This is a genomic window from Massilia sp. ZL223, from assembly GCF_018119395.1.
Lineage (GTDB): Bacteria > Pseudomonadota > Gammaproteobacteria > Burkholderiales > Burkholderiaceae_D > Telluria.
Map to the genome: position 1 here is coordinate 1 of NZ_JAGPWD010000009.1, position 25868 is coordinate 25868.

Annotated in this window: 28 protein-coding genes; 17 read left to right on the forward strand and 11 right to left on the reverse strand. The window is 68.0% G+C overall.

The window, feature by feature from the left end:
• Positions 1-54: 54 nt before the first annotated feature.
• Complete coding sequence (locus KBW95_RS08125; protein WP_211527938.1) at positions 55-990, reverse strand: class I SAM-dependent methyltransferase; 936 nt, start codon at positions 988-990, stop codon at positions 55-57.
• 166 nt (positions 991-1156) lie between these two features.
• Between KBW95_RS08125 and KBW95_RS08130 the strand changes: the two genes are divergently transcribed.
• The 5 genes from KBW95_RS08130 (at position 1157) to KBW95_RS08150 (ending at position 6262) form a co-directional block, all read left to right on the forward strand.
• On the forward strand, positions 1157-1342 hold the full coding sequence (locus KBW95_RS08130) for a hypothetical protein (RefSeq protein ID WP_211525461.1): 186 nt from the start codon (positions 1157-1159) through the stop codon (positions 1340-1342).
• 24 nt (positions 1343-1366) lie between these two features.
• Entirely contained in the window at positions 1367-2227 is an 861-nt protein-coding gene (locus tag KBW95_RS08135; protein ID WP_211525460.1) for a neutral zinc metallopeptidase, read from the forward strand.
• A gap of 182 nt (positions 2228-2409) precedes the next feature.
• Entirely contained in the window at positions 2410-3594 is a 1185-nt protein-coding gene (locus KBW95_RS08140) for a zinc-dependent alcohol dehydrogenase (RefSeq protein ID WP_211527939.1), read from the forward strand.
• A 9-nt stretch (positions 3595-3603) separates the two neighbouring features.
• On the forward strand, positions 3604-4185 hold the full coding sequence (locus tag KBW95_RS08145) for a hypothetical protein (protein ID WP_211525458.1): 582 nt from the start codon (positions 3604-3606) through the stop codon (positions 4183-4185).
• A gap of 256 nt (positions 4186-4441) precedes the next feature.
• Positions 4442-6262, forward strand: coding sequence for a M4 family metallopeptidase (locus KBW95_RS08150; RefSeq protein ID WP_229429621.1), 1821 nt, complete (start codon positions 4442-4444; stop codon positions 6260-6262).
• On the opposite strand, the gene KBW95_RS08155 is transcribed toward KBW95_RS08150, so the two are convergent.
• Positions 6252-6971 (reverse strand): M23 family metallopeptidase, encoded by a 720-nt coding sequence (locus KBW95_RS08155; RefSeq protein WP_229429622.1) that lies wholly within the window; start codon positions 6969-6971, stop codon positions 6252-6254. The two genes, KBW95_RS08150 and KBW95_RS08155, sit on opposite strands and share 11 nt — an antisense overlap.
• A gap of 30 nt (positions 6972-7001) precedes the next feature.
• On the reverse strand, positions 7002-8075 hold the full coding sequence (locus KBW95_RS08160) for a L,D-transpeptidase (protein ID WP_211527940.1): 1074 nt from the start codon (positions 8073-8075) through the stop codon (positions 7002-7004).
• A 123-nt stretch (positions 8076-8198) separates the two neighbouring features.
• On the opposite strand from KBW95_RS08160, the gene KBW95_RS08165 reads away from it, so the two are divergent.
• On the forward strand, positions 8199-8510 hold the full coding sequence (locus KBW95_RS08165; RefSeq protein WP_211525456.1) for a 2Fe-2S iron-sulfur cluster-binding protein: 312 nt from the start codon (positions 8199-8201) through the stop codon (positions 8508-8510).
• On the opposite strand, the gene KBW95_RS08170 is transcribed toward KBW95_RS08165, so the two are convergent.
• Positions 8500-9390 (reverse strand): alpha/beta hydrolase, encoded by an 891-nt coding sequence (locus KBW95_RS08170; RefSeq protein WP_211525455.1) that lies wholly within the window; start codon positions 9388-9390, stop codon positions 8500-8502. The genes KBW95_RS08165 and KBW95_RS08170 overlap by 11 nt on opposite strands.
• A gap of 120 nt (positions 9391-9510) precedes the next feature.
• On the opposite strand from KBW95_RS08170, the gene KBW95_RS08175 reads away from it, so the two are divergent.
• Positions 9511-9696 (forward strand): hypothetical protein, encoded by a 186-nt coding sequence (locus tag KBW95_RS08175; RefSeq protein ID WP_211525454.1) that lies wholly within the window; start codon positions 9511-9513, stop codon positions 9694-9696.
• Between the two features lie 146 nt (positions 9697-9842).
• Positions 9843-10037 (forward strand): hypothetical protein, encoded by a 195-nt coding sequence (locus tag KBW95_RS08180; RefSeq protein ID WP_229429623.1) that lies wholly within the window; start codon positions 9843-9845, stop codon positions 10035-10037.
• 25 nt (positions 10038-10062) lie between these two features.
• On the opposite strand, the gene KBW95_RS08185 is transcribed toward KBW95_RS08180, so the two are convergent.
• Positions 10063-10302 (reverse strand): hypothetical protein, encoded by a 240-nt coding sequence (locus KBW95_RS08185; RefSeq protein WP_211527941.1) that lies wholly within the window; start codon positions 10300-10302, stop codon positions 10063-10065.
• A 189-nt stretch (positions 10303-10491) separates the two neighbouring features.
• On the opposite strand from KBW95_RS08185, the gene KBW95_RS24710 reads away from it, so the two are divergent.
• Both KBW95_RS24710 and KBW95_RS08190 read left to right on the forward strand, forming a co-directional pair.
• Positions 10492-10626: a hypothetical protein gene (locus tag KBW95_RS24710; RefSeq protein ID WP_267875444.1), complete on the forward strand. Its 135-nt coding sequence runs from the start codon at positions 10492-10494 to the stop codon at positions 10624-10626.
• 85 nt (positions 10627-10711) lie between these two features.
• Complete coding sequence (locus KBW95_RS08190; RefSeq protein WP_211525452.1) at positions 10712-11083, forward strand: hypothetical protein; 372 nt, start codon at positions 10712-10714, stop codon at positions 11081-11083.
• Between the two features lie 104 nt (positions 11084-11187).
• Here the strand turns inward: KBW95_RS08190 and KBW95_RS08195 are convergent, their stop codons facing one another.
• From KBW95_RS08195 to KBW95_RS08205, 3 genes are all read right to left on the reverse strand, one after another.
• A complete protein-coding gene (locus tag KBW95_RS08195) occupies positions 11188-11397 on the reverse strand; it encodes a hypothetical protein (protein ID WP_211525451.1) in 210 nt (69 codons plus the stop codon).
• Between the two features lie 157 nt (positions 11398-11554).
• Positions 11555-14404 carry an EAL domain-containing protein gene (locus KBW95_RS08200; RefSeq protein WP_211527942.1) on the reverse strand — a complete coding sequence of 950 codons (2850 nt, stop codon included), beginning with the start codon at positions 14402-14404 and terminating at the stop codon, positions 11555-11557.
• Between the two features lie 146 nt (positions 14405-14550).
• Positions 14551-15324 carry a fused MFS/spermidine synthase gene (locus tag KBW95_RS08205; RefSeq protein WP_211527995.1) on the reverse strand — a complete coding sequence of 258 codons (774 nt, stop codon included), beginning with the start codon at positions 15322-15324 and terminating at the stop codon, positions 14551-14553.
• A 110-nt stretch (positions 15325-15434) separates the two neighbouring features.
• Between KBW95_RS08205 and KBW95_RS08210 the strand changes: the two genes are divergently transcribed.
• From KBW95_RS08210 to KBW95_RS08220, 3 genes are all read left to right on the forward strand, one after another.
• Positions 15435-15710, forward strand: a complete 276-nt coding sequence (locus tag KBW95_RS08210; protein WP_211525449.1) for a hypothetical protein — start codon at positions 15435-15437, stop codon at positions 15708-15710.
• Position 15711: 1 nt separating this feature from the next.
• Positions 15712-16884 (forward strand): sensor domain-containing diguanylate cyclase, encoded by a 1173-nt coding sequence (locus KBW95_RS08215; RefSeq protein WP_211527943.1) that lies wholly within the window; start codon positions 15712-15714, stop codon positions 16882-16884.
• A 65-nt stretch (positions 16885-16949) separates the two neighbouring features.
• Complete coding sequence (locus KBW95_RS08220) at positions 16950-17870, forward strand: hypothetical protein (RefSeq protein ID WP_211527944.1); 921 nt, start codon at positions 16950-16952, stop codon at positions 17868-17870.
• Between the two features lie 149 nt (positions 17871-18019).
• On the opposite strand, the gene KBW95_RS08225 is transcribed toward KBW95_RS08220, so the two are convergent.
• Positions 18020-18991, reverse strand: coding sequence for an MYG1 family protein (locus KBW95_RS08225; RefSeq protein WP_211527945.1), 972 nt, complete (start codon positions 18989-18991; stop codon positions 18020-18022).
• Positions 18992-19180: 189 nt separating this feature from the next.
• On the opposite strand from KBW95_RS08225, the gene KBW95_RS08230 reads away from it, so the two are divergent.
• The 4 genes from KBW95_RS08230 to KBW95_RS08245 all read left to right on the forward strand — a co-directional run bounded on the left by KBW95_RS08230 (position 19181) and on the right by KBW95_RS08245 (position 24741).
• Positions 19181-19972 carry an ABC transporter substrate-binding protein gene (locus KBW95_RS08230; RefSeq protein WP_229429624.1) on the forward strand — a complete coding sequence of 264 codons (792 nt, stop codon included), beginning with the start codon at positions 19181-19183 and terminating at the stop codon, positions 19970-19972.
• Positions 19953-23060 (forward strand): hybrid sensor histidine kinase/response regulator, encoded by a 3108-nt coding sequence (locus KBW95_RS08235; RefSeq protein WP_211527946.1) that lies wholly within the window; start codon positions 19953-19955, stop codon positions 23058-23060. The genes KBW95_RS08230 and KBW95_RS08235 overlap by 20 nt, the downstream gene beginning before the upstream one ends.
• A complete protein-coding gene (locus KBW95_RS08240) occupies positions 23057-24205 on the forward strand; it encodes a two-component system response regulator (RefSeq protein ID WP_211527947.1) in 1149 nt (382 codons plus the stop codon). The genes KBW95_RS08235 and KBW95_RS08240 overlap by 4 nt, the downstream gene beginning before the upstream one ends.
• A gap of 68 nt (positions 24206-24273) precedes the next feature.
• The gene (locus tag KBW95_RS08245; protein WP_211527948.1) at positions 24274-24741 is read left to right on the forward strand and encodes a hypothetical protein; all 468 of its coding nucleotides are present in this window, start codon (positions 24274-24276) and stop codon (positions 24739-24741) included.
• On the opposite strand, the gene KBW95_RS08250 is transcribed toward KBW95_RS08245, so the two are convergent.
• Positions 24738-25028, reverse strand: coding sequence for a hypothetical protein (locus KBW95_RS08250; protein ID WP_211525441.1), 291 nt, complete (start codon positions 25026-25028; stop codon positions 24738-24740). The genes KBW95_RS08245 and KBW95_RS08250 overlap by 4 nt on opposite strands.
• Positions 25029-25217: 189 nt before the next feature.
• Positions 25218-25862 (reverse strand): ABC transporter ATP-binding protein, encoded by a 645-nt coding sequence (locus tag KBW95_RS08255; protein WP_211527949.1) that lies wholly within the window; start codon positions 25860-25862, stop codon positions 25218-25220.
• Positions 25863-25868: the final 6 nt, after the last annotated feature.

Sequence of the window (25868 nt, forward strand, 5' to 3'; positions counted from 1 at the left end):
CCCCGGCCCCGGGGGGGGGGGGGGGGGGGGGGGGCCGGGGGCGCCCCCCCCGCTTCAGCGCTTCACCGCATGCAGCCAAACGGCCGCGATGCGTTCCACCTCTTCATAGCCGGGCTCCCCGAGCTGTCCACCGAAAATATCCGGGTCCAGCTCCTCGTAATGCCAGTTGCCGCAGGCCCGCTCCAGCAGCGCCCGCACGCTGTCCAGGAAATGATCGTCCGGGCCGCTGATCGCTACCCCGGTGTACAACATGAGGCTGCCTCCCGGCCGCAGCCGTTCAAGCCCCTCTTCGACGATCCGGCGCGAGATTTCCGCGCCGCGCTCGCCGCCGCCATGGCGGTAGGGCCGCTCGTCCTCATCCAGGATGTAGGGAGGGTTCGAGACGATCAGGTCGAAGTCGCCTTCCAGCCCATCGAACAGGTCGCTCCGCCGCAGCGCCAGGTTGGCGGTACGCGCCAGGCGCCCGTTCACGGCGGCCAGCGCCAGAGCCTTCTCGTTGACGTCGGTCCCGATCACTTCCGCGTGCGGGAACTTGTGGGCGATCGTGATCGCCGCCGCGCCGCCTCCGCAGCCGATGTCGACCGCCCGCGTCGGCCCCGAACCCAGCCAGGGAAAGGCCCGTTCCATGGTGCCCACGAAGCGGTAGGTATCCGGACCGAAGAATACCGAGTCGTCCGCGTCGGTCGGGTAGGCCGAGTGGAACAGCAGCTGTTCGCCCAAGGTGGAGACCCGCAGGGTCGAGCGCAGCAGGCTGCCTTCCTCCTTCACGATGCCGGCTTCGCGCATCAGCGCGAGCATGCGCGGCGGCAGCAGGTCCGGCGCGAAAGGCCGGCTCCAGCCGAAGATGCCGCGCAGGTCCAGCGCGCGCTCGTTCCCGGGGCGGCAGTTGATGCGCCGGTGGGTGGAGGGCGTGACGGTCATGAAACGGTAGCCTGCCTGGCGCAGACTGTTGCCCAGTGAAAGCAGGGCGGTGGCGTGGGACGGGTTCATGCTCCCAGCCTCGCACGCGGGCGAAGCGGCTTCCGTGCGTTGCCCAACCCAAGCGTGCACGGCTTTCCTGCAAAATTGCTGCACTATGTGAATGGTCGTACAGTGAGTGTGCCGGCCCCTGTCCATACTGGGCAGGACAGCCGTTCACAACAATGGGAGAGAGACGATGGCTACCAGAGAACGGGACGATATTCCGCGCGACCGCATCGCACGCGAAATCGAACGCGAACGCCACGAGCGCAGCCTGCATGACGAGGCGCGCGCGGGGATAGCGCCGGCGGACGATTTCCGCACCAAGGATGCGCGCGAACGGCCCGATACGAGCAACCTGAAGCGGCACGGAGGCAAATAGACCCCGGCGCCGGAGGAGAACAGCATGAAATGGGAAGGCGACCGTCAGAGCGACAACGTGGAGGACCGCCGCGGCGGAGGCGGTGGATTCGGATTCGGCGGGCGCACGGTGGGCATCGGCACCCTGGTGATCGCCCTGATCGGCGGCGCCATCTTCGGGGTCGATCCCGGCACCATCCTGAGTCTGCTGGGCGGCGGCTCGCCGGCGCCGGTGCAGCAGCAGACCCGCGCGGAGCCGGCCAACGACCGCGAAACCCAGTTCGTGCGCACCACCCTGGCCTATACCGAAGACGTGTGGGCCGCCATCTTCCGCGAGCAGGGCGCCCAGTACACGCCGGCGCGCCTGGTGCTGTTCGAGGGCGCCACGCCCACCGCCTGCGGCACCGGCCAGAGCGCCACTGGCCCCTTCTATTGCCCGCCGGACCAGCGGGTCTACATCGACCTCGACTTCTTCCGCCTGATGCAGCAGCGCTTCAATGTGTCCGGAGAATTCCCGCAGGCCTATGTGATCGCGCATGAGGTGGGGCACCACGTGCAGAACCTGCTGGGCCTGTCCGACAAGGTGCATTCCGCCCAGCAGCGCCTGTCCGAAAGCGAGGGCAATGCGCTCTCGGTGCGCCTGGAACTGCAGGCCGACTGCTTCGCCGGCGTATGGGCCAACCGCACCAACCAGCGCGAACAGATCCTGGAGCAGGGCGACGTGGAAGCGGCGCTGGCGGCGGCCTCGGCCATCGGTGACGACGCGCTGCAGAAACAGTCGCGCGGCGTGGTGGTGCCCGATTCCTTTACCCACGGCAGCTCGGCCCAGCGGGTACGCTGGTTCCGCCGCGGCCTGGACAGCGGCAAGGTGGAGGATTGCAACACCTTTGAAGCGCGCCAGCTATAAGGATGCATGCGCCTAAAATTTCTGTACGTGAATGCTTTTGCGTGCATCTTCGTAAAAAATCGGCGAATTCATCATTTCGTTTCCGTGCGCGTATCGCCTTCCTTGGTATTTTGACATAACGTGTTGGCACAACAGTTCGTCCTGTTGGGCGGACTTCGTCAAACCATTGAGGAGGAGGACTTATGCTGGCAATGAACTACCGCGGGCCTTACCGCGTCCGCGCCGACCAGAAGCCCGAACCGGTCATCGAGCACCCGGGCGACGCCATCGTGCGCGTCACCCGCACCTGCATCTGCGGTTCGGACCTGCACCTGTACCACGGCATGGTGCCCGACACCCGCGTCGGACATACCTTCGGCCATGAATTCATCGGCGTGGTGCAGGAAGTCGGCTCCGGCGTGCAGAACCTGAAGGTGGGCGACAAGGTCCTGGTGCCCTTCAACATCTTCTGCGGTTCCTGCTTCTTCTGCCAGCACGAGCTGTACGGCAACTGCCACAACACGAACGCCGAGGCCACGGCGGTGGGCGCCATCTACGGCTACTCGCACACGGCGGGCGGCTACGACGGCGGCCAGGCCGAGCTGGTGCGCGTGCCGATGGCCGACGTCGGCCCGCTGGTGATCCCGCACGACATCGACGACGACGACGCCGTGCTGCTCACCGACGCGCTGCCGACCGGATACCAGGCGGCCGAGATGGGCGACATCCAGCAGGGCGACACCGTGGTCGTGTTCGGAGCAGGGCCGGTCGGCATCTTCGCCGCCAAGTCGGCCTGGCTGATGGGCGCGGGCCGAGTGATCGTGGTCGACGAAGTGGAATACCGGCTCGAGTTCGTCCAGCGCTATGCGCAGTGCGAAGTGGTGAACTTCCGCGAAGTGGACGACATGGCGCTGCACATCAAGAAGATGACCGACTGGATGGGCGCCGACGTCTGTATCGACGCGGTCGGCGGCGACGCGGCCGGCAGCATTGCCCAGACCCTGACCGGGCGCCTGATGAAAATGCAGGCCGGCGCGGCCACCGTGCTGCACTGGTGCATCAACTCGGTGCGCAAGGGCGGCAACGTGTCCATCGTCGGCGTCTACGGCCCGACCTTCAACGCCGTCCCGATGGGCAATGCCCTGAACAAGGGCCTGACCCTGCGCATGAACCAGGCCAGCGTCAAGCGCCACCTGCCGCGCCTGATCGAGCACATCCGCGAGGGCCGCCTGAACCCGAAGGAAATCATCACCCACCGGGTGCCGCTGGAGGAGGTCGCCGAGGCGTACCATATCTTCTCGAGCAAGCTCGACAACTGCATCAAGACCGTCCTGATTCCGCCCAACGCCGACCAGGTGCGTGCGGTGTCGGCAACCGCATTGCACTGAGGAGGGAATATGGAAACACGTCACGAGATGACCGAACACCACCACCACCACGGCGCGGAGGGGCATGTCCACGCGCATCCGACCCAGGGGCACATCGTGCCGCGCCGCCCGTCGCCGGATGAGCTGTCGCACATCCAGGGCTGGGGCGCGGACCTCGACCGCAAGAACCGCCCCGCCGTGCCGATGGAGCGCACGCCGCCGCGCTACACGGACGCCAAGGAAGGTTTGCCGGAGAAACAGCCGGAGCGCGTGGAGGTGCTGGTGTCGCCTGAGCGTCCCGGCATCACGCCGCTGTTCGGGACGGCGCAGCCGCCGTCCGGGCTGTCGGGGATGATCCGGCGTGCGGCGTTCAAGTCCACCGAGAACGATTTGCGGCACTGGATGCTTTTGCTGCTGGCGGACCGGGTCAATGTGGTCGAGGGCGTTGTCGACGACCTGGCGCATGGGAAGGTGCCGAATGTGTTCGCCGAGATGGGCTTGCAAGCCGAGTGGAAGCACAATCCGGGTGGGCTGGTGAAGAAGGCGGCGATTGCTACTGCTGTAGTAGGTACTGCCTGGTACCTCCTTAACCGGCGCGACCGCTATCGTTAAGCCCGTTCGCAGCATATGAACGTCGTTCCCGGCCAAGGGGGACGCCCAGTCCCGGGACGACGGTCTGTCGGCAAACTCAAAGGCATTAGCCGCCAGCCTTCCGCATCCGCATCACCACCTCCCTCACATCCTTTGCCGCCGCGCGACCCGCACCGGCAAATCTTTTGCGTCCAAGCAAATTCTCCTCTACAAGCTCGTCCACACTGGCCGATGACCCGTGCCCGCCCGAGGCCGGGACTGACCGGATGGAGACGAGATGATCCCCCACACGACCCCGCAGCATACTTCGCACAAAAGCCGGCCCTTCACCCGCACCGCGGCCTGTCTCGCGGCCGCGATCCTGCTCCTCCAGGGCGCAAGCGCCGCGCCCATCATGAGCCCGCCCCAGAGCCTGGACGCGAAGGGCAGGGCCTCGGTGCTGGGACAGCTCACCACCTCGCGCGCCGCCCAGGGCCTCGACCAGGACCATTCCTACCGCGTCCTCGGCCAGCATCCGGGCGCCCGCGGCACCCAGGTGGTGCGCGCGGCGCACACCTATAAAGGCTTGCGCATCTTCGGTTCCGATTCGGTGGTGGTGCTCGACGACAGGCTGAAGGTGGTGTCGGAAAGCGCCTCGCCGCGCCGGCTGCACCTGGGCCGGGGCGCGGCCAACCGCCTGGGCGCCAAGACCGTCAGCTTCAACGTCAGGCCGCAACTGGGCGCCAAGGCGGCGATCGCGGCGGCCATGGCCCACCTGGTGCCCGGCGCCGCCCACATCGTCGCGCCGCGCGCCGAGCTCCTGATCTATCCGGTCATGCGCGACGAGCGCGCACCGGGTGCGGAGAACAAAGCCGAGGAAGAACTGAACGCCGTCGACCTGCAGGAGACCGTCGACCACTACGAACTCGCCTGGCTGGTGCGCACTCGCATGCGCCTGGGGGAGCAGCCGCTGTACCACGACACCGTCGTCAGCGCGCGCGACGGCCAGCTGATCGACCAGTGGAGCATGCTGCAGACCGCGACCGGCGTCGGCAAGAGCCAGTACAACGGCGAAGTCCCGCTCAGCACGACCCTCTCCGACGGCCTGTACCGCATGCTCGACCCGGAGCGCGGCAAGGGCGGCACCTTCGGGGCGATGGCGATCACCAACGCCAACAACGGCGGCAGCGCCGGCAAGGTCTACACCAACGCCACCAACACCTGGGGCGACGGCAAGCAGTTCGTCGAAGGCAGCAGCACCACGGCTCCCAACGGCCAGACCGCCGCCGTGAACGCGATGTGGGGCCTGATGAACACCTACGACACCATGAAGAACGTGCTGGGCTGGCGCTCGCTCGACGGCCACGACACGGCCACCTACATCGCCGCCCACGTCAACCGCGGCTACGACAACGCCTATTACAGCGACACCTGCCGCTGCATGTTCATCGGCGACGGCACCTATTTCACCAGCCTGGGCTCGATCGATGTGATCGGCCACGAGATGGGCCACGGGGTGACGGCGGCGACCTCGAACCTGGTGTATGCGGGCGAGTCCGGCGGCCTGAACGAATCGAGCTCCGATATCTCGGGGGAAGTCGTGGAAGCCTACGCCCGCGCGGGCGGCAAGGGCGAAGTCATTCCCGACGAGGGCAACGACTGGATGCTGGGGACCGAGATCAGCCGCAACGGCACGCCGTTGCGCTACATGGTCAAGCCGAGCAAGGATGGCATCAGCCATGACGCCTGGAGCACCCGCCTGCGGCGCCTGGACGTGCACTACAGCAGCGGCCCGAACAACCGCATGTTCTACTTCCTGGCGCGCGGCTCGGATGCGGACAAGGACAGCGACGCCTACAGCAAGTACCTGGTCAAGGAACCGGCGGCCATGAGCGGCATCGGGACCGACAAGGCCTTCCGCATCTGGTTCCACGCCAATACCACCAAGTTCACGTCCAGCACCAACTACGCGGATGCGCGCGCCAAGATGATCCTCTCGGCGGAGGAATTGTACGGCAAGGACAGCGCCGAGGCGGTGGCCGTGCAGCGCGCCTACGCGGCGATCAACGTCGGGACGGACATCGACGAACCTGCCGGCGGCGCCGAGCTCACTCCTTGAGCAGCGGATACGGATTGAGCGGCGTGCCTTTCCACCACTGCTTTTCCGGCGTGAGTTCGACCACGGCGAAGTGCAGGTGGGGCGCGTTCGGATCCGAATTGCCGGTGACGCCCACATAGCCCAGCACGTCGCCGCGCTTGAGCACCATGCCTTCCTGCAGGCCGTCCGCATAGCGGTCGAGATGGGCGTAGTAGTAGGCGAATTTTTCGCTCGGGTCGAACTGGTAGACGGTCAGGCCGCCGGGCTTGCTCGTGAAGAGCTTGACGACCTTGCCGTCGGCGGCCGCGACCACTGGCGTGCCCTTGGGCGCCATGATGTCCAGCGCTTCGTGGTGGCGCTGGTTGCCGCGCGGCTGGTCGAAAGTGTCGGTCAGGGCCGAGGCCTTCACGCCCTGGACCGGCACCATCAGCTTGCCCGGAACGGCGGAAGCGGTCCCCGGCGTGGCGTTGGCGGCGGACAGGGAGCTGGAGGACGGACGCATCGGCAGCTCGGTGTCGGACAGGTCGGTCTGCACTACCGAGCCTCCCTGGCCCTGGGCGGGCGGCGCCGCTTCAGGCGCTGCGGGCGCCGCGGGAGCCGCCGCGGGTGCCGGTGGCGGCGGCGCCACTGCGGCCACCGGCGCCGGCTCTTCCGGCACCTCGTTCAGGAACACGAACAGCACCCCGGCGCCGACCAGCGCGCCGGCCAGGAAGGTCATCAGCCATTTCATCTCGTCCTCCGTTCGATCGTTTCTAGAGCATCAGTCCTGCAGGACCACCTCTGTTCCGGCCGCCACCAGGCCCGCCACTTCGGCGGCGCTCCAGTTGGTCAGGCGGATACAGCCATGCGATTCGGTCTTGCCCACGTGGCCTGGCACCGGGGTGCCGTGGATGCCGTAGTGCGGCTTCGACAAATCGATCCAGGCCACGCCCACCGGGTTGTTCGGCCCCGGCGCTACCTTGGCCTTCTTGTCGCCCGGCTCGGCATCCCAGAACAGCTTCGGGTTGTAGTTGTACACCGGATTCGCGTGCACGCCCTCGATCTTCCAGGTGCCGACCGGCAGCGGATCGTACTGGCTGCCGGTGGACGCCGGATACTGGGCCAGCAGCTGGCCGCCGGCATCGAACAGCATGAGGGTCTTGGTCGAATCGCGCACCACCACCTTGCTGGCCTTGGCCAGCGCGGACTTGCCGACGATGTTCGGCACAATGATCTGTTCGCCGGCGCGCGCCATGCTCTTGCCCGGGTTGAGGCGTTCGAGCAGCTTGGGGCTGGCGTGGAATTTCTCGCCCAGGCCCTCGACCGCGCTGGCGTAGCCGAGCGCCGGCAGCGAGGCCTTGGCCATCATATCTTCCGGCACCGGGCGGAAGGGACCGGCGACGTCGGCTTCCACCAGGGTGTAGGTCAGGAGGGTCGGACTGTTGTCTTCGTTGAGCGCGTTCCAGGTGGCCTCGTCCAGCTTGCCGGTGACCGGCAGCTTGCGTGCGGCCTGGAAGCCGCTCAGGGCCTGGCGCATGTTGGAGCCATAGGCGCCGTCGATCTCGCCGGGCGAGAAGTGGGCGCGGTCGAGCAGCACCTGGGCGCGCAGCAGGCGCTCGAATTGGGCCTGCTTGGCGCTCGCCTGGCCCCGGGCTGCCGGGGCCGTTCCCGGCATCGCCGGCTGGCCAGGCATGGCCAGGGTGGCGCCGGGCGCCGGGGCTTCCTGTGCGGGTGCGGGCAGTGCGGGCTGGGCCGCGGGCGGCTGCGTGTTGCCGGCCTGGGCTGCGCTGGCCAGGTGGGGAAGGGCGCCGATCAGGGCGGCCATGATCAGGGGGGCGGTCATCGTTCGTTTCATATCGTACTCCTGCTCTCGCTTCTGGAGTTTCCAGCGTAGAGAGGCCCAGCAGTCGAGTCTGTGCGAGAACGAACCCAGCATGCTTTCAGGAATGGAGGAGCGATCGCGCTACAATCGGCGCCTATGTCTCCCACGATCCATACGATTACTCTGCAGCCGAGCGGCGAAAGCTTCGGCGCGGACGAGAGCACCACCCTGTTGCACGCGGCGGAACACGCGGGGCTGGACTTGCCCAGTTCCTGCCGCAACGGCACCTGCCGCACCTGCATCTGCCGCCTGCGCAGCGGACAGGTGGCCTACCTGATCGAGTGGCCCGGCCTGTCGGCCGACGAAAAGCGCGAGGGCTGGATCCTGCCCTGCGTCGCGGTGGCGCGCAGCGAGCTGGTGCTGGAAGCGCCGCTGGCGCGGCGCGTGGCCTCGCTGTTCAAGGATTGAGGCCGAGCGCGCCCTCGATGACGCGCAGTACTTGCGGCCAGGCGGGCGAGCTGGCCGCCACCTCGTCGTAGTGGCTGGCCTCGGGCAGGATTACGACCTCGGCGCGGTCGCCGGCGGCGCGCGCGCGTGCGGCGTAGTCGTGCGCCACGCGCGGCGGCGAGATGGTGTCGAGGGCGCCGGTTACCAGCCAGGTGCGGCTGCCGTTCGGCGTGAGTTCGGCGGCATTGGTATCCACGAACACGTCCGGCCGCTGCGCGCTTGCCGTGCCGGCCAGCTGGGCGGTATCGCGCCCGCAGCTGGACTGGATCAGGGCCGCTTCCTTGCGCAGGTCGGCCAGGCCGCCCAGGCTCACGATATGGCGGACCGGCAGCGGATTGGTCCGGTACAGGGGGCTGCTTTGCGGAATGCGTTCCCGTCCGGCGATCCATTGCACCAGCTGGCCGCCGGCCGAATGGCCGACCGCCACGATGCGGTCCAGGTCGAGCGGCTGCTTGCCGGCCTGGGCGCGCAGGGCGTCCAGCGCCGCATGCATGTCCTCGTACATGCCCGGATAGCCGCCGCCCGGCTCGTCCACCCGCCGGTATTCGACGTTCCAGACCGCGATGCCGCGCTGCGCCAGGGCGCCCGCCATGTTGCGCAGCTGGGCGATGCCCCCGAACTTGCTGGTCCAGCAGCCGCCGTGCACCAGCACGGCCACCGGGAAGGGGCCCTGCCCCTGAGGCAGGAACAGTTCCGCGTACTGCGAGGCCGCCGGGCCATAGGCGATGCGCGCGCCGGGCGCGGGTCCGCTCAGCGCCAGGTAGTCGGCCAGTTTCATCGGCGCGGCCTGGGCGTGGAGGGCGGCCAGGAGGGAGAGCGGAAGCAGGCGAAGAAGGCGCATGGGCGGGTGTCGAATGAAGGGGCTTCCACTATAGCCGAGCCGCCGCACGATTGAAAACCTGCCCGCCGCATCCGTGCTAGGCTGCGCACGACACCCAACGTTTTGATCAGGAGGCATACGATGAGCAATTCCAAATCGAGCGGACAGCAGAACCAGCAATCGGCCAACAACAACAAGTCCGAGCAGGACCAGGCCAAGGAACGCGCCGGCGTGAGCGACAAGAGCAGCCATGACCACATGTCGCGCGAACGCGCCAGCACCGACAAGGGCGCGGGCGGCGGCGCGAAGCAGAAGCAGAACCATTAAGCCGCGGCCTACGCAGCTTTCGCGGCGGGCGCCCGCCCGCCGCAGCATTACCCACGGAGGCAAGCCCTTTGCCTTCCCGCTCTCGTGCGCCGCGCCGCATGGACGGCGCACGGTTTCGACTTCACTGAGTCACTGAGAGGCCCACCATGAACATGCTCACGGCGCAGGACCCTCTGCGCGATTTCACCACCATCGAGGCGCATATCACGCCCGAGCCCGACACGCCCACCGATCCGAAGCAGCCGCCGCCGCAGCCGCCGGTGCCGGACGACGTGCCGGATCCCACCAACGCTCCCGTCCAGGAGCCGCGCCTGCCCGAACCGCCGATCCGGGCAAGCTGAGTTAACGCTTCAGTTACCGCTTCATTCAGGCGCCGGAGGCCTGGCGGTTGCCGGACTCCGGCTGGGCGCCCTTGCCCTTGTCTCCTTCGCCCTGCAGCGGCTGTCCTTCGCTGGATTGCCGGTTGGAGGGCGGCAGCGGCGGAATCTGGCGGATCATCTCTTCGGTTTCGCGCTGGCCAGGGGTCTTTTCGCCGCTGCCGATGTCGGCCTCGTCGAAGATGCCGGGCCGGCTGTTGGCCGGGTCCGCCTTGGTCGGATCGTTCATGCTGTGCTCCGGTAAAAGTTGTCAATGTCGTATGATCCTAACAGGCCCCCATGCCGTCCGGCGCGCGCTAGGCGGAGGCCCGGTGTTGCTTTTTTGCCGCCCAGGTGTGCCGGCGTGCTGCTTGTCACGCGGCTGCAATGCATGGTTTTCTATAATTAAAGCCATACCACCCCACGGCAGGAGGAGACAATGGGTTCGACTTTGTACAACAAGATTTACCTGGGACGCGGCGTCGTCGAGACGCGCCGCATGCAGCTGGCGATGGCGCTGGGACTGGCCGCCAGCCTCGGGCTCGGGTGGTACGCCTTGCGTTCGCTGCGCTAGCAACGCAGCCCCGCGGCGTCGCCGCAGTTGCCGCAGACGGTCGCCCCGGTTACCATGGCGCGCCCTGATTGATTTGAAAGCGGTAATGAAGAACGAAAAGCTGACGACAGACGAATACGACGCCCTCGAGCTGGTGCGCCGTGGCACGAAGAAGGATACCTCCACCGCCTGCGTGGGGCGCAACGCCAAGCGCCTTTCGGGCCTGAAGATGATCGAATTCGGCCGCGACGGCCGCATCACGCTGACCAGGAAGGGGCAGGAAGTACTGTTCCTGCGCCGCTGCGTGGTGGGATTGCGCGCCCTGGCGGAGGATCCGCAGGCGGCGGTCGACGCCGAGGTGCTGCAGTTCCTGAACCTCAAATCGCACGTCGCCGCGAACGAGGCGGGTGGCTACCTGCTGACCGAGAAAGGACGGGAGTCGCTGGCCGACATCGTCCAGCAGGAAAAGAAGCGCTGAGGGACAGGCATGCCCGGCCCGAGCGGCCGCGGCATCGCGCGAAAACCGCGCCGCGCCTCGGCCCGGTTCGCGCTCAGCGTGCGCGCAAGGCGCACGTGAAGGACTCAGTTGGCGCGGCGGCGGTGCGGATAGACCAGCACCCGGACGGCCACTTCAGCCGGGACGTTCATCGTCGCCAGGAATTCGGCTGCGCGCTGCAGGCCGAGGGTCGGAACCGACGCGATCGCCTGGTTCACCAGGTCGCGCGTGCGGCTGTCGGTGCGCTGCCTGCGCTGTGCTGCTTCGGCGGGCAACTCACGCGTTTCGTTCATCATCGTATTCTCCGGGACTCGGGATTGCAAAAGAGACACGGATATTGTATCGCTAATGATGTCGTATTGGCCACAAAAAGTTATTTGTGGTCAATTTTTTTTGCTGTAGGAATTTTCCGAAGCCCGCCAGGGAGGGCGGCGAAGGCGCCGCACCCTGGTTTCAGGCCGCCGAAGCGGTGAAGGCCTCGTCTTCCGGCGCCGGCAGCGCCAGGCAGCGCCCCTGGCGCAGCATCTGCTCGAAGTCCGCGGCCGGCAGCGGCTTGCTGAAGTAATAGCCCTGCATCTCGTCGCAGCCGTGGGTGCGCAGGTAGTCCAGCTGTTCGGCCGTTTCCACGCCTTCCGCGATCACCGCCAGCTTCAGGTTGTGCGCCAGCGCGATGATCGAGGTGACGATCGCCGCGTCGTTGACGTCGTGGGTGATGTCGGCCACGAAGGAGCGGTCGATCTTGAGCACGTCGATCGGGAAGCGCGACAGGTAGGACAGGCTCGAATAGCCGGTGCCGAAGTCGTCGATCGACAGGTTCACGCCCAGCGACTTCATGCGGTGCAGCAACTCCACCGCCGGCGTCACGTCGCTCATGAACAGGCTTTCGGTGAGCTCGATCTCCAGGCAGTCCGGATCGAGGCCGGTGTCGTTCAGCACCGATTCCAGGCTGGCGATCAGGTCGGCCGCGCCGAACTGGCGCGCCGACAGGTTGACGGCCACCCTCAGCTTGCCCAGGCCCGCATCCTGCCAGGCCTTGTTCTGGGCGCAGGCGGTGCGCATCACCCAGGCGCCGATCTGCACGATCAGGCCGGTTTCCTCGGCGATGCCGATGAAGCGCACCGGCGGAACCATGCCCAGCTCCGGGTGGTTCCAGCGGATCAGGGCTTCCATGCCGACGATGCGGCCGCTCTTGAGGTCGACCTGGGGCTGGTAATGCAGCACGAATTCGTTGCGCTCCAGCGCATTGCGCAGCGCGCCCTCGATGCGCACGCGCTCCAGCGACTCTTCGTTCATCGCCGGGGTGTAGAACTGGAAGTTGTTGCGCCCCATCTTCTTGGCGCTGTACATCGCGATGTCGGCGTGTTCGATCAGGCTGTCGGCCGGCGTCCCTTCGCTCGGGTAGACCGCCACGCCGATCGAGCAGGTGACGAAGAATTCCTTGGTGCCGAGCATGACCGGCTGGGCCACCGAATCCATCACGCGCTGCACGATCTCGGGGCGCAGCGGCTCCTCGGCGTGCTCGGACAGGATCACCACGAATTCGTCGCCCGACAGGCGCGCCACGGTGTCGGTGTCGCGCAGCGAGCCGCGCAGGCGCGCCGCCACCGTCATCAGGAGCACGTCGCCGGCCTTGTGGCCCATGCTGTCGTTGACGAACTTGAAGCGGTCCAGGTCGATCAGCATCACCCATACCGGGTAGCCGCTGCGGGTGGCGTAGGCGATCGCCTGGCCCAGGCGGTCCTGGAGCAGGGAGCGGTTCGGCAGGCCGGTCAGCACGTCGTGCTGGGCCACATGGTGGACGCGCTGCTCGGTGAGCTTGCGCTCGGTGATGTCGCTGCCGGTGCCGCGGTAGCCGGCCAGGGTGCCGGTCTCGTCGAACACCGGCTGGCCGTTGACGCAGAACCAGCGGGTGTCGCCGAATTCGTCGACGGTCTTGTATTCGAGGTTGGCGAAGGGCTCGTGCGCCTTGACCTGGGCGATGTGGGCGCGCCCGGATTCGGTTTCCAGCAGGTCGGGCTGGAATTCCCAGCGCGTCTTGCCCAGCACGGTGTCGACCGGCACGCCGGTCTTTTCGGTGAAGGCGCCGGTCACCATGGTGAAGCGCAGCGCGGCGTCCTGCTCCCAGTACCAGTCGGAGGACATCGAGACCAGCTGGCGGAAGCGCTGCTCGCTCTGCTGCAGGGCCTTCTCGGCGCGCTCGCGGGCGATCATGTCCTCGACCAGGCGGCGGTTGGTGCGGCGCAGGTCGGCGGTGCGCTGGCGCACCAGCTGCTGGACCTTGCGCGCGCGCTGGCCGGAGGCCTGCACGAAAGCGGTGCTGAGCAGGGTGATCAGGATGCCGCCCACCAGCAGGGCGGTGGACGCCATGTGGTCGGCCAGGAAGGGGCGGGTCGCCGCGGCGACGTCGATGCGCCACGGGCGGCCGGCGATGCGCAGCACGGTGCTGTGCACGGCCGGGCCGTCGGGCATCAGCCAGTCGGCCAGGAAGTGGTCGTGCGAGACCTGGGTCGGGCCGGTGGACAGCAGGCGCTTGTTCGCGTCCGCATGTTCGCTGGCATACACCGACACGAAGATGTCGTTCGATTCGAGCAGGCCGGCGCCGGCCAGCGAGGAGCGCACCAGTTCGTTGCCGCGGATGATCACGGCGGTGTCGCCGGTCATCGCGCCATCCTTGTCCAGGATCGGCAGGATCATCTCGAAGCTGGGCTGGGGCGTGGCGTCCTGGGCCAGGGCGAACAGGCCGGTGGCGGCGGCGCGGCCGGAACCGCGGGCGATGTCGAGCGCGCCCATCACTTCTGCGTTCTGGGACACGTTCAGGCCGAAGGCGGCTTCGTTGCCCGCCATCGGTTCCAGGTAGTCGACCACGTGGTAGCGGCCGCGCATCGGGGCCGGTACCTGGCCTTCCGGGCGCAGCTCGGTGAAGATGGTGTTCGGGCGGACCTGCTGCAGGGCGGCTTCGGCCGCCGCGCGGTCCTCGGCCCGCACCACGCGGTGGTAGTTGAAGGCCTGGATGAAGCGGTGGCGTTCCAGCAGGGCCGAGGTGAAGTCGGCGAACTGCTGGCGCGATACCGGCTCGCCGCGCGCGAACAGCTGGTTGGTGACGGTCAGGACCTCGACCGCCTGGTCCATGCCCTGGCGCACCGCGGCCACGCGCTCGTCGGCGCGCTGCGCAAAGGCGAGCGCCATGTTGTCGCATTCGAGGTGGCTGACGCCCAGGAACAGGGCGCCGGATGCGGCCAGGCCGCCCCCGAGCGTGAGGGCCGCCGCGAGGGTGAGCGACAAGGGCAGGCGGCGACGCGGCATGTGTTGGTCCAGGGTGGCTACTTTGATCTGAGTGTAAGAGGGCTTGCCAATGGGCATTAGTGCGCGCCAGTTTGTCACAAAAACGGGTGGTTTCGCAAACGAAATGTGCCCCTCTGGACGATTCGTCCACCCCCTTGTGGCAGACCTCAGACAGCGCGGCGTGACAGCCAGGCAAGCACTGCGCGCGCCAGCAGGCGGTTGGTCCAGGCCCAGCCGAAGCCGCGCGGCCGCAGGATGCGCAGCAGCCGCCGTTCGGCGGCGCCCGGGGACGCCGCAGCGGCGCCGGGCCGCACGGCGAACAGGATCTGGTTGTTGCCGGCGATGCCGCGGAACCAGGCCAGCCTGCCGTCGAAGGCGGCGCGCAGGCGTTGCACCGCAGCGACATAGTCAGGATCGTAAGTGAAGATGTTGGCAACCATCACCCCGTCCGGGCGCAGGCAGCGCCGGCAATCGGCATAGAAGCGCGCGCTCGACAGGGCGGACGGCAGGCCGCTGGCGTCGAAGCCGTCCACCAGCAGCACGTCGGCCTGGCCGGGATTGGCCGCCAGCCAGCGCGTGGCGTCGCAGTGCAGCACGCGCAGGCGCGCATCGTCCGGCGGCACGTGGAATTGCTCGCGCAGGGCGATCACGTCGGCGCGCAGCTCGAGCACCGTGATCCGGGCGCGGGGAAAGCGCCGGTAGCAGAACTTGGCCAGCGAACCGCCGCCCAGGCCCACCATCACGATGTGGCGCGGGTGCGGCGCGAACAGGGCGAAGCACATCATGGCGCGGGCATAGGCCAGCACCAGCGCGTCGGGCCGCGACAGCCGCATTTCGCTCTGGATGTCGCCGGGCATGAATTCCAGGGTGCGGCGGTCGCCCTCGGTGCGTACCAGCGGAGGCGGCTGCTCGGGCGAAGGCGGGTCGGCGGGGGCGGACATGGTGAGCAGTATAGGCGAGGGCGGGGCGGCCCGGCGCAGCTTGTTGCCAGGCATCGCTTTCTGATAAGCTGGCCGCCACGCGCCACTCGACCAGACCCTATTGAGCTTCCATGTTCCTGGACCATCCCACGATCACCGCCACCAACAGCCCGACCGAGCCGGACAGGATCGAGCGGCTGCAGCGCGTGTACGGCTATGCGATGGCCCTGGCGGATGCCGACGGAAATCCGCGTTTCGTCGAGAAGCTGACCCAGCTGCACGATCACAAGGGCACCCTGATCGTGTTCTGGCACGAGCCGCCCAGCGGCGCGGAACAGGAATATTTCGCCCGCGCCTGGGCCAGCAAGGTCGGCGACGGCACCACCCAGGTCGAACACGAGTACTGACATGATGACCCTGGACGCCTCCACCATGGTATTGGTCCTGGCCCTGGGCAACCTGGCCCTGGTCGCGCTGCTGACCTTCTTCGATCACGGCCCGGTGCGGTCCCAGGCGCTGGCCGCATGGAGCCTGTCCAGGCAGATCCAGGGCGGCGCCTGGCTGCTGCTGGCGCTGGGCGCGAGCAATGTCGTGCCGCCGGCGATCGCGGTCCCCGGCGGCTATGCGCTGCTGCTGGCCGGCGTGGCGGTCGAGGCGGGCGCCTCCTGGGAAGCCGTCGGCCGCGAAGGCTGGCGCCGTCCGACCCTGGTGCTGGGCGGCCTGGCGATCCTGGCTTTCCTGATTTGCTACCTGATCGACGAGGACGGCCTGCGCAGCGTGGCCGTCTCGCTCCTGCTGGGCGCTTTCTATCTGTCCGGCGCGGCGGCCCTGGCCAGCCGCTGGAAGGACAGCAGCCTGCTGCAGCGCTTCCTGGCGCTGGTGACGGCGGTGCTGGCCCTGGTGGTGGCCGCACGAGGCCTGTTCGTGATGCTGCTGCCTGCCGGCTGGGGCTGGATGAGCAGCGAGATGCTCGGCCAGCTGTTCGTCGCCGCGCTCTACCTGCTGATGCTGGGGAACTGCTTCGGCATGCTGCTGCTGGCGCGCGAACGCGCGCAGCGCGAGCTGGCGCGCCTGGAACTGGTGGACCCGCTCACCGACGTGCCGAACCGGCGCGGCTTCTTCAGCGCGCTGGCCCCGTGGATGGCGCTGGCGCGCCGTCCCGGCCTGCCGACCGCCCTGGTGGTGCTCGACCTCGACCAGTTCAAGCGCGTCAACGACGGCTACGGCCACCCGGCCGGCGACGCCGTGCTGCGCCACGTGGTGGAGCTGTGCAAGCGCCAGCTGCGCGACAGCGACATGCTGGGCCGCCTGGTCGGCGTCGAGTTCGCGATCCTGCTGCCGCGCACCAATCTCGACGAGGCCACCCTGGTGGCCGAGCGCATCCGCGCCGCCATCGAGGCCACCCCCGTCAAGAGCGAGCGCGCGCTGATCAAGATGACCGCCAGCTTCGGCGTGACCACCATCCGTCCCGAAGACAGCACCGTGACCCTGTTCCAGCGCGCCGACGAGGCGCTGGTGGCCGCCAAGCAGGCGGGACGCAACCGCGTTTCCCAAGCCGTCGCGGCCGTGGCCGAGGTCTGAGCCGCCGCGTCACGCGCTTGTCACATCCGGGCCGTATCCTGCCGCACATCGCAGCAGGAACGACCATGACGCCACCCACTCTTGAATCTCCCTTGTACGCCGCCGTGGAACTCGGCTCGGACAGCTTTCGCCTGCACGTCGGGCGCGTCGAGAAAGGCGCGCTGGCCCTCGTGGCCACGATGGCCGAGCCGGTGCGGCTGGCCGCCACCCTGGACGAAGACGGCTACCTGTGCGCGGCGGCGATGCGGCGCGCATTGAGCTGCCTGGGCGAGTTCCGGCGTTCCCTGGACGCCTGGCGTCCGGAGGCGGTGCGGGTGGTGGCGACCTCGGTCCTGCGCCTGGCGCGCAACGCGCCGGTGTTCCTGCCGGCCGCCGAGCAGGCCCTGGGACGGCGGATCGAGCTGATCGACGGCAGCGAGGCGGGACGCCTGGTCTACCTGGGCGTGGCCAGCACGCTCGGCGCTGGGCTTGATGAGCCGCGCCTGGTGGCCGACATCGGCAGCGGGTCGACCGAGCTGGTGCTGGGGCGGGGAGAGCGTATCGAGCGCATCGAATCGTATGCGGTGGGGGCGGTGCGCCAGAGTCTGACTTTCTTCGGCGACGGCCGCATCGACGAGGTGGGCTTCGAGGCGGCGGTGCGCTCGGGACGCAGCCGCTTCGCCCAGTCGGTGCTGGGGCGGAAGGCCGGGCGGATTGCCTACGGCGCCTGCGGCACCGTGCGGGCGCTGGCCGAGATCGCCCAGGCGGATGGCCTGAATCGCGACAGCCTGATGCGCTTACGCCGCCTGGTCGTGGAGGCGGGTCACCTGGCTCGGGTGCGCCTGGCCTGGGAGCCGGCGGCGCGTGCGCCGCACCTGCCGGGCGGGCTGGCGCTCTTGATCGCGCTGATGGAGGAACTGGGGATCGACGAGGTGAAGCCGGTGCACGCAGGGTTGCGTGTCGGCGCGCTGTGGGATTTGCATGCGCGTGCGGCTGTTACCGCTTAAGACCGCTGCCGTCACCTTTTTCAGCTATCCGTAAAACCGTCGTCCCGGCGAAGGCCGGGACCCAAGTTCGATGCGCAGTCGTGACGCATGCAAAACTTGGGTTCCGGCCTTCGCCGGAATGACGGTCTTAAGGGTAGCGGTCGAAAATCCTATGCGGCCGGCGCCGCAGTAGCGGCAAGACGATCCACCTCCGCCAGCGCCAGGCGCGCCATTTCGCGGATACCTTCGTAGGACTTGGCCGAAGCAATGAAGCGCCCGTTGTGGCAGAACCCCGCATCCGGCACCCCGGTCACCGCCGCCAGGTCGGCATCTCTCAGCCCCGCCCAAGCTTCCGGCAAATCGGCGCGCGCGTCGAAGTTCTCCGTGCTGACCGACACCGTGTGGATCATGTGGCGCTGCTCCGCCATGTTGTAGCTGATGACGAACAAGACCTTCGGCATCTCCTTGCGCACCACCGCCGACCAGGGCAGGGCGCCGTTCTTCAGGAACAGCAGGCGTCCGCCTTCCAGCACTTCCGCGCCGCGCACCTGTTCCACCGCCAGCAGGGCGCCCACCCGGTACTTGACCGCATTGACCATGATGTCGGTCAGCACCGCCACCGCGCGCCGGAACTGCGCCGTGCGGTAGGCCTCGGCATCCGGTCCGTAGCCCAGGCGCTGCTCGTCCATCCAGCTCGGGTTGTAGCCCGAGATCACGGCCGACAGGCCGTAGCCGCCGGGCGCGTTCTTGGCCGCGCCCACGTCCGACAAATCCAGGTACTGGACGATGTCGGCGTCGATGGCATAGGCGAGCTGGCGCGCCGTGTCCTCGTCCAGGCTGCGGCCGGCGTGGGCCTCGGCCAGGGCGGCGACGCAGCGGGCGCCGTAGTCGCGCCACACCAGGCCGGCGCTCGCGTAGGGCACGCCGCTCTGGCGCGCGCCCTCGAAACCCTTCTGGTGGTGGTCGAAGCGGCCCGTGGCCGGGTCCCAGATGCCGCCGACGTCGACCGCGAAGTCGGCCGCCTCGATGATGGCGGGGTCGCGGGTGCGGACCAGCTCGGCCTCCGGGAAGAGGATCAACAACACCGCTACGGCCCAGGCATCGTCCGCGTGGAACTTGCCTCCGTGGGTCACAATACGCATACATGCTCCAGATCGCTACAGCTTCGTTACACAGCCGGCCGCACGCATGGCAGCGTTTCGCCGGAGCCTTCATGATACAGGCTCCGGCGGAGGTGTCGTATCCACGTGACTTTCGGTTCATTTTGCTGTTGTTCGGCAATTTCTGATGGCATACTTCAATACTTGTCCGTTCAACCACATTTTCCCGGCATGCGCATCCAGCAGCTCGTCGTTCCCGTCCTCGCCGCCTGGTGCATGCTGGGGCCTGCCCAGACCCAGGCTGCCGGGCCCGGCAGCGTGACCCTGTGCTTCGAGCGCCAGGAAGTGCCGCCCTGGCGCACGCTCGACGGCGGCGGGCTGAATTTCGAACTGCTGGCGGACGTCAGCAAGCGCACCGGCGTGAGCTTCGATTTCCAGAGCATGCCCTGGAAGCGCTGCCTGGAGCAGCTCAAGTCGAACCAGGTCGACGGCGCCTTCGCGGTCAGTTTCAATCCCGAGCGCATGGAGCTCGGCGCCTATCCGGGCGGCGCCAATGCCGACCCGGCCAAGCGCATGCACATCGACCGCTACGTGCTGGTGCGCCGCCGCGGCAGCCGCCTTGGCTGGGACGGCAAGCAATTCCACAACCTGGACGGCCGCATCGGCGTGCAGCTCGGTTACTCGGTGGCCGACTTCCTGCGCTCGCGGCACGTGCCGGTGGACGAGGGCAGCCAGCGTTCGGACGAACTGGCGCAGAAGCTGATCGCGGGGCGCCTGGCCGGCGCGGCGCTCGGCGGCGGCGACGCCAAGCGCCTGATGCGCGGGCCGCTCGGCGCCCGGCTCGAGATGCTGCCGGCGCCGCTGATCGAGAAGCCGTATTACCTGGTGCTGTCGCGCGCCTTCGTCGCCAACAAGCCGCAGCTGGCCGCGCGCCTGTGGGATGCGATCGAGCAGGGACGCAACAGCCCCGCCTATCGCAAGCGCGAGCAGGCCCTGAGCTCAGGTGGCGGGGGCGCGTATTAATCCCCTCAATCCCATCGGCAGGCGCCGCCGCCCGCTGCGCCTGGTCCCGCGCCGCCTGGTCGACAACTGGCGCCAGAACATCGTGTTCCGGCTCGGCGCGGGCATCGTGCTGGCGGTCGCGCTTTCGACCGGGGTGTATACCACCTACACACTGCATGCGCTGCGGGTGGAGGCCGACGCCAAGCTGCAGGAACGCATCGAACGCCAGGCCACCGTGCTCTCGCACGCCCTGGCGCGTCCGCTGTTCGACATCAACAGCGCCGCCGTGTCCTCGGTGGTCGACGCCCTTGGCGCGACACCCGAGGTGCAGACCCTGCGCGTGCTGGCGCCGGACGGCACCCTGCTGGCTGCCCTGGCCAACCGCGACAACGGCGAGGCCGCGGTGCGGGTGCGGCGCCGCATCACCTACAACGACGGCACCCGCGCCTATCCGGTGGGGGCCATCGAGCTGGCCTTCTCGCGCCAGCAGATCGACGAGGACCTGCGCGGCCAGATCGTCCATACCGCCGCCGCCAACATCCTCCTGACGCTGGCGATCGTGGGCTGCGTCTTCGTGGTGGGCCGCCGCATGTCGGAGCCGTTTGCCGACATCCAGGAATCGCTGGAAAAGCTGGCGCGCGGCGAGACCGACATCCGCCTGTCCGGCATCGGCCGGCGCGACCAGGTCGGGCGCCTGTCCTCGGCCGTGCGCAGCTTCCGCGACACCCTGAACCGCCTGCGGCAGGCGGAACAGGTGACCAATGGCCTGCTGCGCGAGAAGAGCCGCATCGAGCAGCAGTTGCGGGAACTGAACGAAGACCTGGAACAGAAGATCGCCGCCCGCACCGAGGAACTGACCCAGTCCAACCTGCGCGCCGAGGCGGCCAACGTGGCCAAGTCCGAATTCCTGGCCAACATGAGCCACGAGATCCGCACGCCGATGAGCGCCATCATCGGCATGGCCTACCTGGCGCTGCGCACCGACCTCAATCCCAAGCAGCAGGACTACGTGGGCAAGATCCACCGCGCCGCGCTCTCGCTGCTGGGGATCATCAACGACATCCTCGACTTTTCCAAGATCGAGGCCGGCAAGCTGGACGTCGAGCAGGTGCCGTTCTGCCTGGACGACGTGCTCTCCAACGTGGCCAGCGTCACCAGCCAGCGCGCCGCCGACAAGCAGCTCGAATACCTGTTCCACGTGCCGCACGCGGTGCCGCGCCAGCTGGTGGGCGACCCGCTGCGCCTGGGCCAGGTCCTGATCAACCTGGTCAACAACGCGGTCAAGTTCACGCCGGGCGGCGAGCTGCAGCTGTCCTGCATTCCGCTGCGCGGCGCAGCGAAAGATAAAGTCCGCCTGCGCTTCGCGGTGCGCGACACCGGCATCGGCATCAGCGAAGAGCAGCAGGCCAAGCTGTTCCGCGCCTTCAGCCAGGCCAACGGTTCGACCACCCGCGAGTACGGCGGGACCGGCCTGGGCCTGTCGATCTCCCAGCAGCTGGTCGGCCTGATGGGCGGCTGCATCGCGGTCGAGAGCGCCCCCGGCGCCGGTTCGACCTTCCACTTCGACCTCGATTTCGCCTTGTCCGGCGAGCCGGAAACCGTGCTGCAGGTGCCGCCGGAGCTGGCGGGTGCGCGCGTACTGGTGGTGGACGACAGCGCGCTGGCGCGCGCGGTGCTCCGCGAATCGCTGGCGGCGCTGCCGCTGCGCGTGGAGTGCTGCTCGGACGGGCGCGGGGCCGAAGGCGCGATCGCCGCGGCCGACGCCGCCGGCATGCCTTACCGCCTGCTGCTGACCGATTGCGGCATGCAGGGCATGGACGGCATCGAGCTGGTGCGCCGCGTCAAGGCCAACGCCGGCCTGCGTCACCAGCCGCTCACCATCCTGGTCAGCGCCTTCGGGCGCGACGGCGTGCAGGCCGAGGCGGAAGCCGCGGGCGTCAACGGCGTGCTGTACAAGCCCTTCGTGCAGTCGGCCCTGGCCGACGCCCTGGCCAGCCTGTTCGCACGCGCTGCCTTCGAGGGCGGCGCCAGCGGCGTGGCGCGCGCCAGCGCCCAGGGCTCGCGCGTGCTGCTGGTCGAGGACAACCTGGTCAACCAGCAGATCGCGCGCGAACTGCTGGAATCGCAGGGCATCGATGTCGACGTCGCCTCGACCGGCCGCCAGGCCCTGGACAAGCTGTTCGAGGCCGGCCCCGGCGCCTATCGCCTGGTGCTGATGGACCTGGAAATGCCCCAGCTCGACGGCCATGCCGCCACGGTGGAACTGCGCCAGGACCCGCGCTTCAACGAGCTGCCGGTGATCGCGATGACGGCGCACGCGCTGGCCGAGATCCGCGAGCGCTGCCTGCGCGAAGGCATGCAGGACTACATCACCAAGCCGGTCGATCCCGAGAAGCTGTACGCCACCCTGGCGCGCTGGCTGGGCAAGGGCATGCCTGGCCGCCCGGGCCAGGCAGCCCCAGATCCGGCCGCGCTGCAGGGCCTGCCCAAGCTGACCGGCCTGGACACGGCTTTCGGCCTGCGCAACGTGGGCGGCAACGCCAGGCTGTACCTGGAACTGCTCGACCGCCTGCGCGGCTCGCAGCGCGACGCCGGCAGCTGCATCCGCGCCGACCTGGTTGCGGGAAGATTGAACGACGCCGCCAGCCGCGCCCACTCTCTGCGCGGCGTGTGCGGCAACATCGGCGCGCGCGAAGTGCAGGCCCTGGCCCAGGAAGTGGAAGAGCAGGCCAAGCGCAGGACGCCGGATGCCGCGGCGCTGGGACGCGGCGGCGCGGCGCTGGAACAGGCCCTAGCCAGCCTGATGGCCGCGCTCGACCGCCACTTCGCCAGCGCCGGCACGCCGGCGGCCGACAGCCCGTGCGAAGCCGGCCAGGACGCGCAGGAGGCGATCGCCCAGCTGGACGGCCTGCTGGCCGAGTTCTCGGGCGAGGCGACCGATTACTTCGACAGCGTGCGCTGCGCCCTGGCCGGGGTAATGCCGGCCGCCGCGCTGGCGCGCCTGGAGACCCACCTGTCGCGCTACGAATTCGAGGAAGCCCGGGCGCTGCTCAAGCAGGCCAGTGCGACGCCCGGCGACTCCCCATCTGACATCGCGGAACACCTATGACTCTCGCACTCCGGGACAAGGCGGCGGACAAGCCGACCATCCTGATCGTCGACGACACGCCCGACAACATCATGCTGCTGTCGCGCCTGTTGAAGGACAAGTACCACACCAAGGTCGCCACCAACGGCAGCACCGCGCTGCAGATCGCGGGCAGTTCGCCGGACCTCGACCTGATCCTGCTCGACGTCATGATGCCGGGCATGGACGGCTACGAGACCTGCCGCCAGTTGAAGGCCAATCCGGCCACGGCCGACATCCCGGTGATCTTCCTGACCGCCAAGAACCAGGTCGAGGACGAGGCCATGGGCCTGTCGGTGGGCGCGGTCGACTACCTCGGCAAGCCGATCAGCCCGCCGATCCTGTTCGCCCGGGTGGCCACCCACCTGAGCCTGCGCGCGGCGCGCCGCGTACTGGAGAACCAGAACCAGGTGCTGGAACGCATGGTCCAGCAGCGCACCGCCCAGCTGACGATGATGCAGGAGGCGATCATCATGGCCATGGCCTGGATGGCGGAAACCCGCGGCAGCGAACGCGGCAACGAGAGCGGCGGCAAGCATCTCCGCCGCGTGCAGCAGTATGTGCGCACCCTGGCCCTGCAGCTGCGCGGCCATCCGCGCTTCGCGGACAAGCTCACGGACGAGAACATCGACCTGCTGTACCAGTCGGCGCCGCTGCACGACATCGGCAAGGTCGCCATTCCCGACCGCATCCTGCTCAAGCCGGGCAAGCTCGATCCGGAAGAATTCGAGATCATGAAGCTGCACGCGGCCTACGGGCGCGACACCATCATGCTGGTCGAGGAGCACATCGGCGGCAGCAACAGCTTCCTGATGTTCGCGCGCGAGATCGCCCATTCGCACCAGGAGAAATGGGATGGGACCGGCTATCCGGAGAAGCTGAGCGGCGAGGACATCCCCTTGTCGGCGCGCCTGATGGCGGTGGCCGACGTCTACGACGCGCTGATTTCGCGCCGCGTGTACAAGCCGGCCTTCTCGCACGAGCAGGCGCTGGAGGTCATGCGCCAGGGGCGCGGCACCCACTTCGATCCGGATGTGCTCGACGCCTTCTTCGCGGTCGAAGGCGAATTCGCCCGCATCGCCGCGACCTGGCGCGACGCGGAAGACGAAGAAACCACGTTCGCTTGACATGCGTCCCTATCGTTCAACGGGCAAATCGTTTATATTGTTTGCCCTTTTGAACGATGGAGCAGCACATGCCGAGAAAGACGCCCGCCAGCCCGGCGGCGAAAACGGCGAAGACGGCCAAGGCCACCAAGCCAGCCCCTAAGGCGGTCCCCAAGGCGGCGGCGCCCAAGGCGGCCGTGACCAGCAAGAGCAAGACCGGCGTCAAGACCGCCGTCAAGGCCGCCGCCAGGGCGGTGCTGGCTCCGCCGGCGAAGAAGACCGCACGCAAGGCGGCCGCGCCGGCAGCGGCCCCGCGCGAACCCGTGTCGGAAGCGCGTCCCGTCCTGGTACGCGACAGCTTCACCATGCCCGAGCAGGAATATGCGGTGCTGGCCGAGGTCAAGCAGGCCTGCCTGCGCGCCGGCATCGACGTCAAGAAGAGCGAACTGCTGCGCATCGGCGTGGCCCTGCTGGGCCAGCTGGACGTGGCCACCCTCAAGACCGTGCTCGGCGCGCTGCCCCAGCTCAAGACCGGACGTCCGCCCACGCAGAATTAATGGATCTGCGATGCGCTGGTCAGCTCCTTCAGTTCGCGGATCGGAATATTCGACTTTTCGTGCATGCGCAGCAGGATGGTCGCCCCCACGTTGAGTTTGCGGTGGCGGATCTTGCTGATGATCGGAGGCTGGACCTCGAGCACGCGGCACAGCTCGGCGTCGTTCTTGAGCTGCATGCGTTCGATCAGGGTGTCGAGTAGTTTATTGGGCACGAAGCTCGATGGCTCCAGGGCGCGCGCGCGATGCATCGCTGCGAGCATTTCCTGTTTTTTCTGTCGTACGCTCATGGCGGATCTCCACAATTAGGCACATGGATTCAAGACAGATCGACTGTTCTGGAAGGTAGCCCTGCCTGTTGTGGTGGCTTATGCGTGGCGGGTCGTTGTGATACTACTACGATTGCGTCTTACGCAATGCACGCTATTTAACGAATAGATGCGCGAACAGATGCCAAAAGCATTCTTTCTTCGCGGAATTTACGCCAATTTCAATCCGGATCGGGTCAGCAGCAGGACTTCGTCGGCCATCGCGGCGGCGGCGTGGGAGTGGGTGACCATGATGGCGCCGGCGCCGTGGGCCCGGGTTTCGCTGCGCAGCAGCTTGAGGATGCCGTCGGCCGTTTCCGGGTCGAGGTTCCCGGTCGGTTCGTCCGCCAGCAGCAGGGCGGGGCGGTGCACCAGGGCGCGCGCGATGGCGACCCGCTGCATCTCGCCGCCCGAGAGCTGGCGCGGGAAATCGTCCCCGCGTCCGGCCAGGCCCACCGCCGCGAGCATCGCGTCGGCGCGCTCGCTGGATTCCCGGTTGAGCAGCAGCGGCAGCGCCACGTTCTGGCGCAGGCTCAGGTGGGGCAGCACGTGGAAGGCCTGGAAGATGAAGCCCATGCGCGTGCGGCGCAGGCGGGTGGCGGCGTCGTCGTCGAGCGCGGACATCACCATGCCGTCGACGATCACACGTCCCGCATCGGGCGCATCCAGGCCCGCGATCAGGTTCAGCAGGGTCGACTTGCCCACCCCCGACTCGCCCATGATGGCCACGAAGCGGCCCGCTTCGAACACGTGCGACAGGCCGGCCAGCACGCTGCGGCCGCCATAGGATTTGCTGAGCTGGTCGAGTTCGAGCATGGCTTA

Excerpts from the sequence above, each read along its gene's own strand:
- KBW95_RS08125 (WP_211527938.1), bottom strand. The coding sequence starts at position 990 with ATGAACCCGTCCCACGCCACCGCCCTGCTTTCACTGGGCAACAGTCTG.
- KBW95_RS08130 (WP_211525461.1), top strand. The coding sequence starts at position 1,157 with ATGGCTACCAGAGAACGGGACGATATTCCGCGCGACCGCATCGCACGC.
- KBW95_RS08135 (WP_211525460.1), top strand. The coding sequence starts at position 1,367 with ATGAAATGGGAAGGCGACCGTCAGAGCGACAACGTGGAGGACCGCCGC.
- KBW95_RS08140 (WP_211527939.1), top strand. The coding sequence starts at position 2,410 with ATGCTGGCAATGAACTACCGCGGGCCTTACCGCGTCCGCGCCGACCAG.
- KBW95_RS08145 (WP_211525458.1), top strand. The coding sequence starts at position 3,604 with ATGGAAACACGTCACGAGATGACCGAACACCACCACCACCACGGCGCG.
- KBW95_RS08150 (WP_229429621.1), top strand. The coding sequence starts at position 4,442 with ATGATCCCCCACACGACCCCGCAGCATACTTCGCACAAAAGCCGGCCC.
- KBW95_RS08155 (WP_229429622.1), bottom strand. The coding sequence starts at position 6,971 with ATGAAATGGCTGATGACCTTCCTGGCCGGCGCGCTGGTCGGCGCCGGG.
- KBW95_RS08160 (WP_211527940.1), bottom strand. The coding sequence starts at position 8,075 with ATGAAACGAACGATGACCGCCCCCCTGATCATGGCCGCCCTGATCGGC.
- KBW95_RS08165 (WP_211525456.1), top strand. The coding sequence starts at position 8,199 with ATGTCTCCCACGATCCATACGATTACTCTGCAGCCGAGCGGCGAAAGC.
- KBW95_RS08170 (WP_211525455.1), bottom strand. The coding sequence starts at position 9,390 with ATGCGCCTTCTTCGCCTGCTTCCGCTCTCCCTCCTGGCCGCCCTCCAC.
- KBW95_RS08175 (WP_211525454.1), top strand. The coding sequence starts at position 9,511 with ATGAGCAATTCCAAATCGAGCGGACAGCAGAACCAGCAATCGGCCAAC.
- KBW95_RS08180 (WP_229429623.1), top strand. The coding sequence starts at position 9,843 with ATGAACATGCTCACGGCGCAGGACCCTCTGCGCGATTTCACCACCATC.
- KBW95_RS08185 (WP_211527941.1), bottom strand. The coding sequence starts at position 10,302 with ATGAACGATCCGACCAAGGCGGACCCGGCCAACAGCCGGCCCGGCATC.
- KBW95_RS24710 (WP_267875444.1), top strand. The coding sequence starts at position 10,492 with ATGGGTTCGACTTTGTACAACAAGATTTACCTGGGACGCGGCGTCGTC.
- KBW95_RS08190 (WP_211525452.1), top strand. The coding sequence starts at position 10,712 with ATGAAGAACGAAAAGCTGACGACAGACGAATACGACGCCCTCGAGCTG.
- KBW95_RS08195 (WP_211525451.1), bottom strand. The coding sequence starts at position 11,397 with ATGATGAACGAAACGCGTGAGTTGCCCGCCGAAGCAGCACAGCGCAGG.
- KBW95_RS08200 (WP_211527942.1), bottom strand. The coding sequence starts at position 14,404 with ATGCCGCGTCGCCGCCTGCCCTTGTCGCTCACCCTCGCGGCGGCCCTC.
- KBW95_RS08205 (WP_211527995.1), bottom strand. The coding sequence starts at position 15,324 with ATGTCCGCCCCCGCCGACCCGCCTTCGCCCGAGCAGCCGCCTCCGCTG.
- KBW95_RS08210 (WP_211525449.1), top strand. The coding sequence starts at position 15,435 with ATGTTCCTGGACCATCCCACGATCACCGCCACCAACAGCCCGACCGAG.
- KBW95_RS08215 (WP_211527943.1), top strand. The coding sequence starts at position 15,712 with ATGATGACCCTGGACGCCTCCACCATGGTATTGGTCCTGGCCCTGGGC.
- KBW95_RS08220 (WP_211527944.1), top strand. The coding sequence starts at position 16,950 with ATGACGCCACCCACTCTTGAATCTCCCTTGTACGCCGCCGTGGAACTC.
- KBW95_RS08225 (WP_211527945.1), bottom strand. The coding sequence starts at position 18,991 with ATGCGTATTGTGACCCACGGAGGCAAGTTCCACGCGGACGATGCCTGG.
- KBW95_RS08230 (WP_229429624.1), top strand. The coding sequence starts at position 19,181 with ATGCGCATCCAGCAGCTCGTCGTTCCCGTCCTCGCCGCCTGGTGCATG.
- KBW95_RS08240 (WP_211527947.1), top strand. The coding sequence starts at position 23,057 with ATGACTCTCGCACTCCGGGACAAGGCGGCGGACAAGCCGACCATCCTG.
- KBW95_RS08245 (WP_211527948.1), top strand. The coding sequence starts at position 24,274 with ATGCCGAGAAAGACGCCCGCCAGCCCGGCGGCGAAAACGGCGAAGACG.
- KBW95_RS08250 (WP_211525441.1), bottom strand. The coding sequence starts at position 25,028 with ATGAGCGTACGACAGAAAAAACAGGAAATGCTCGCAGCGATGCATCGC.
- KBW95_RS08255 (WP_211527949.1), bottom strand. The coding sequence starts at position 25,862 with ATGCTCGAACTCGACCAGCTCAGCAAATCCTATGGCGGCCGCAGCGTG.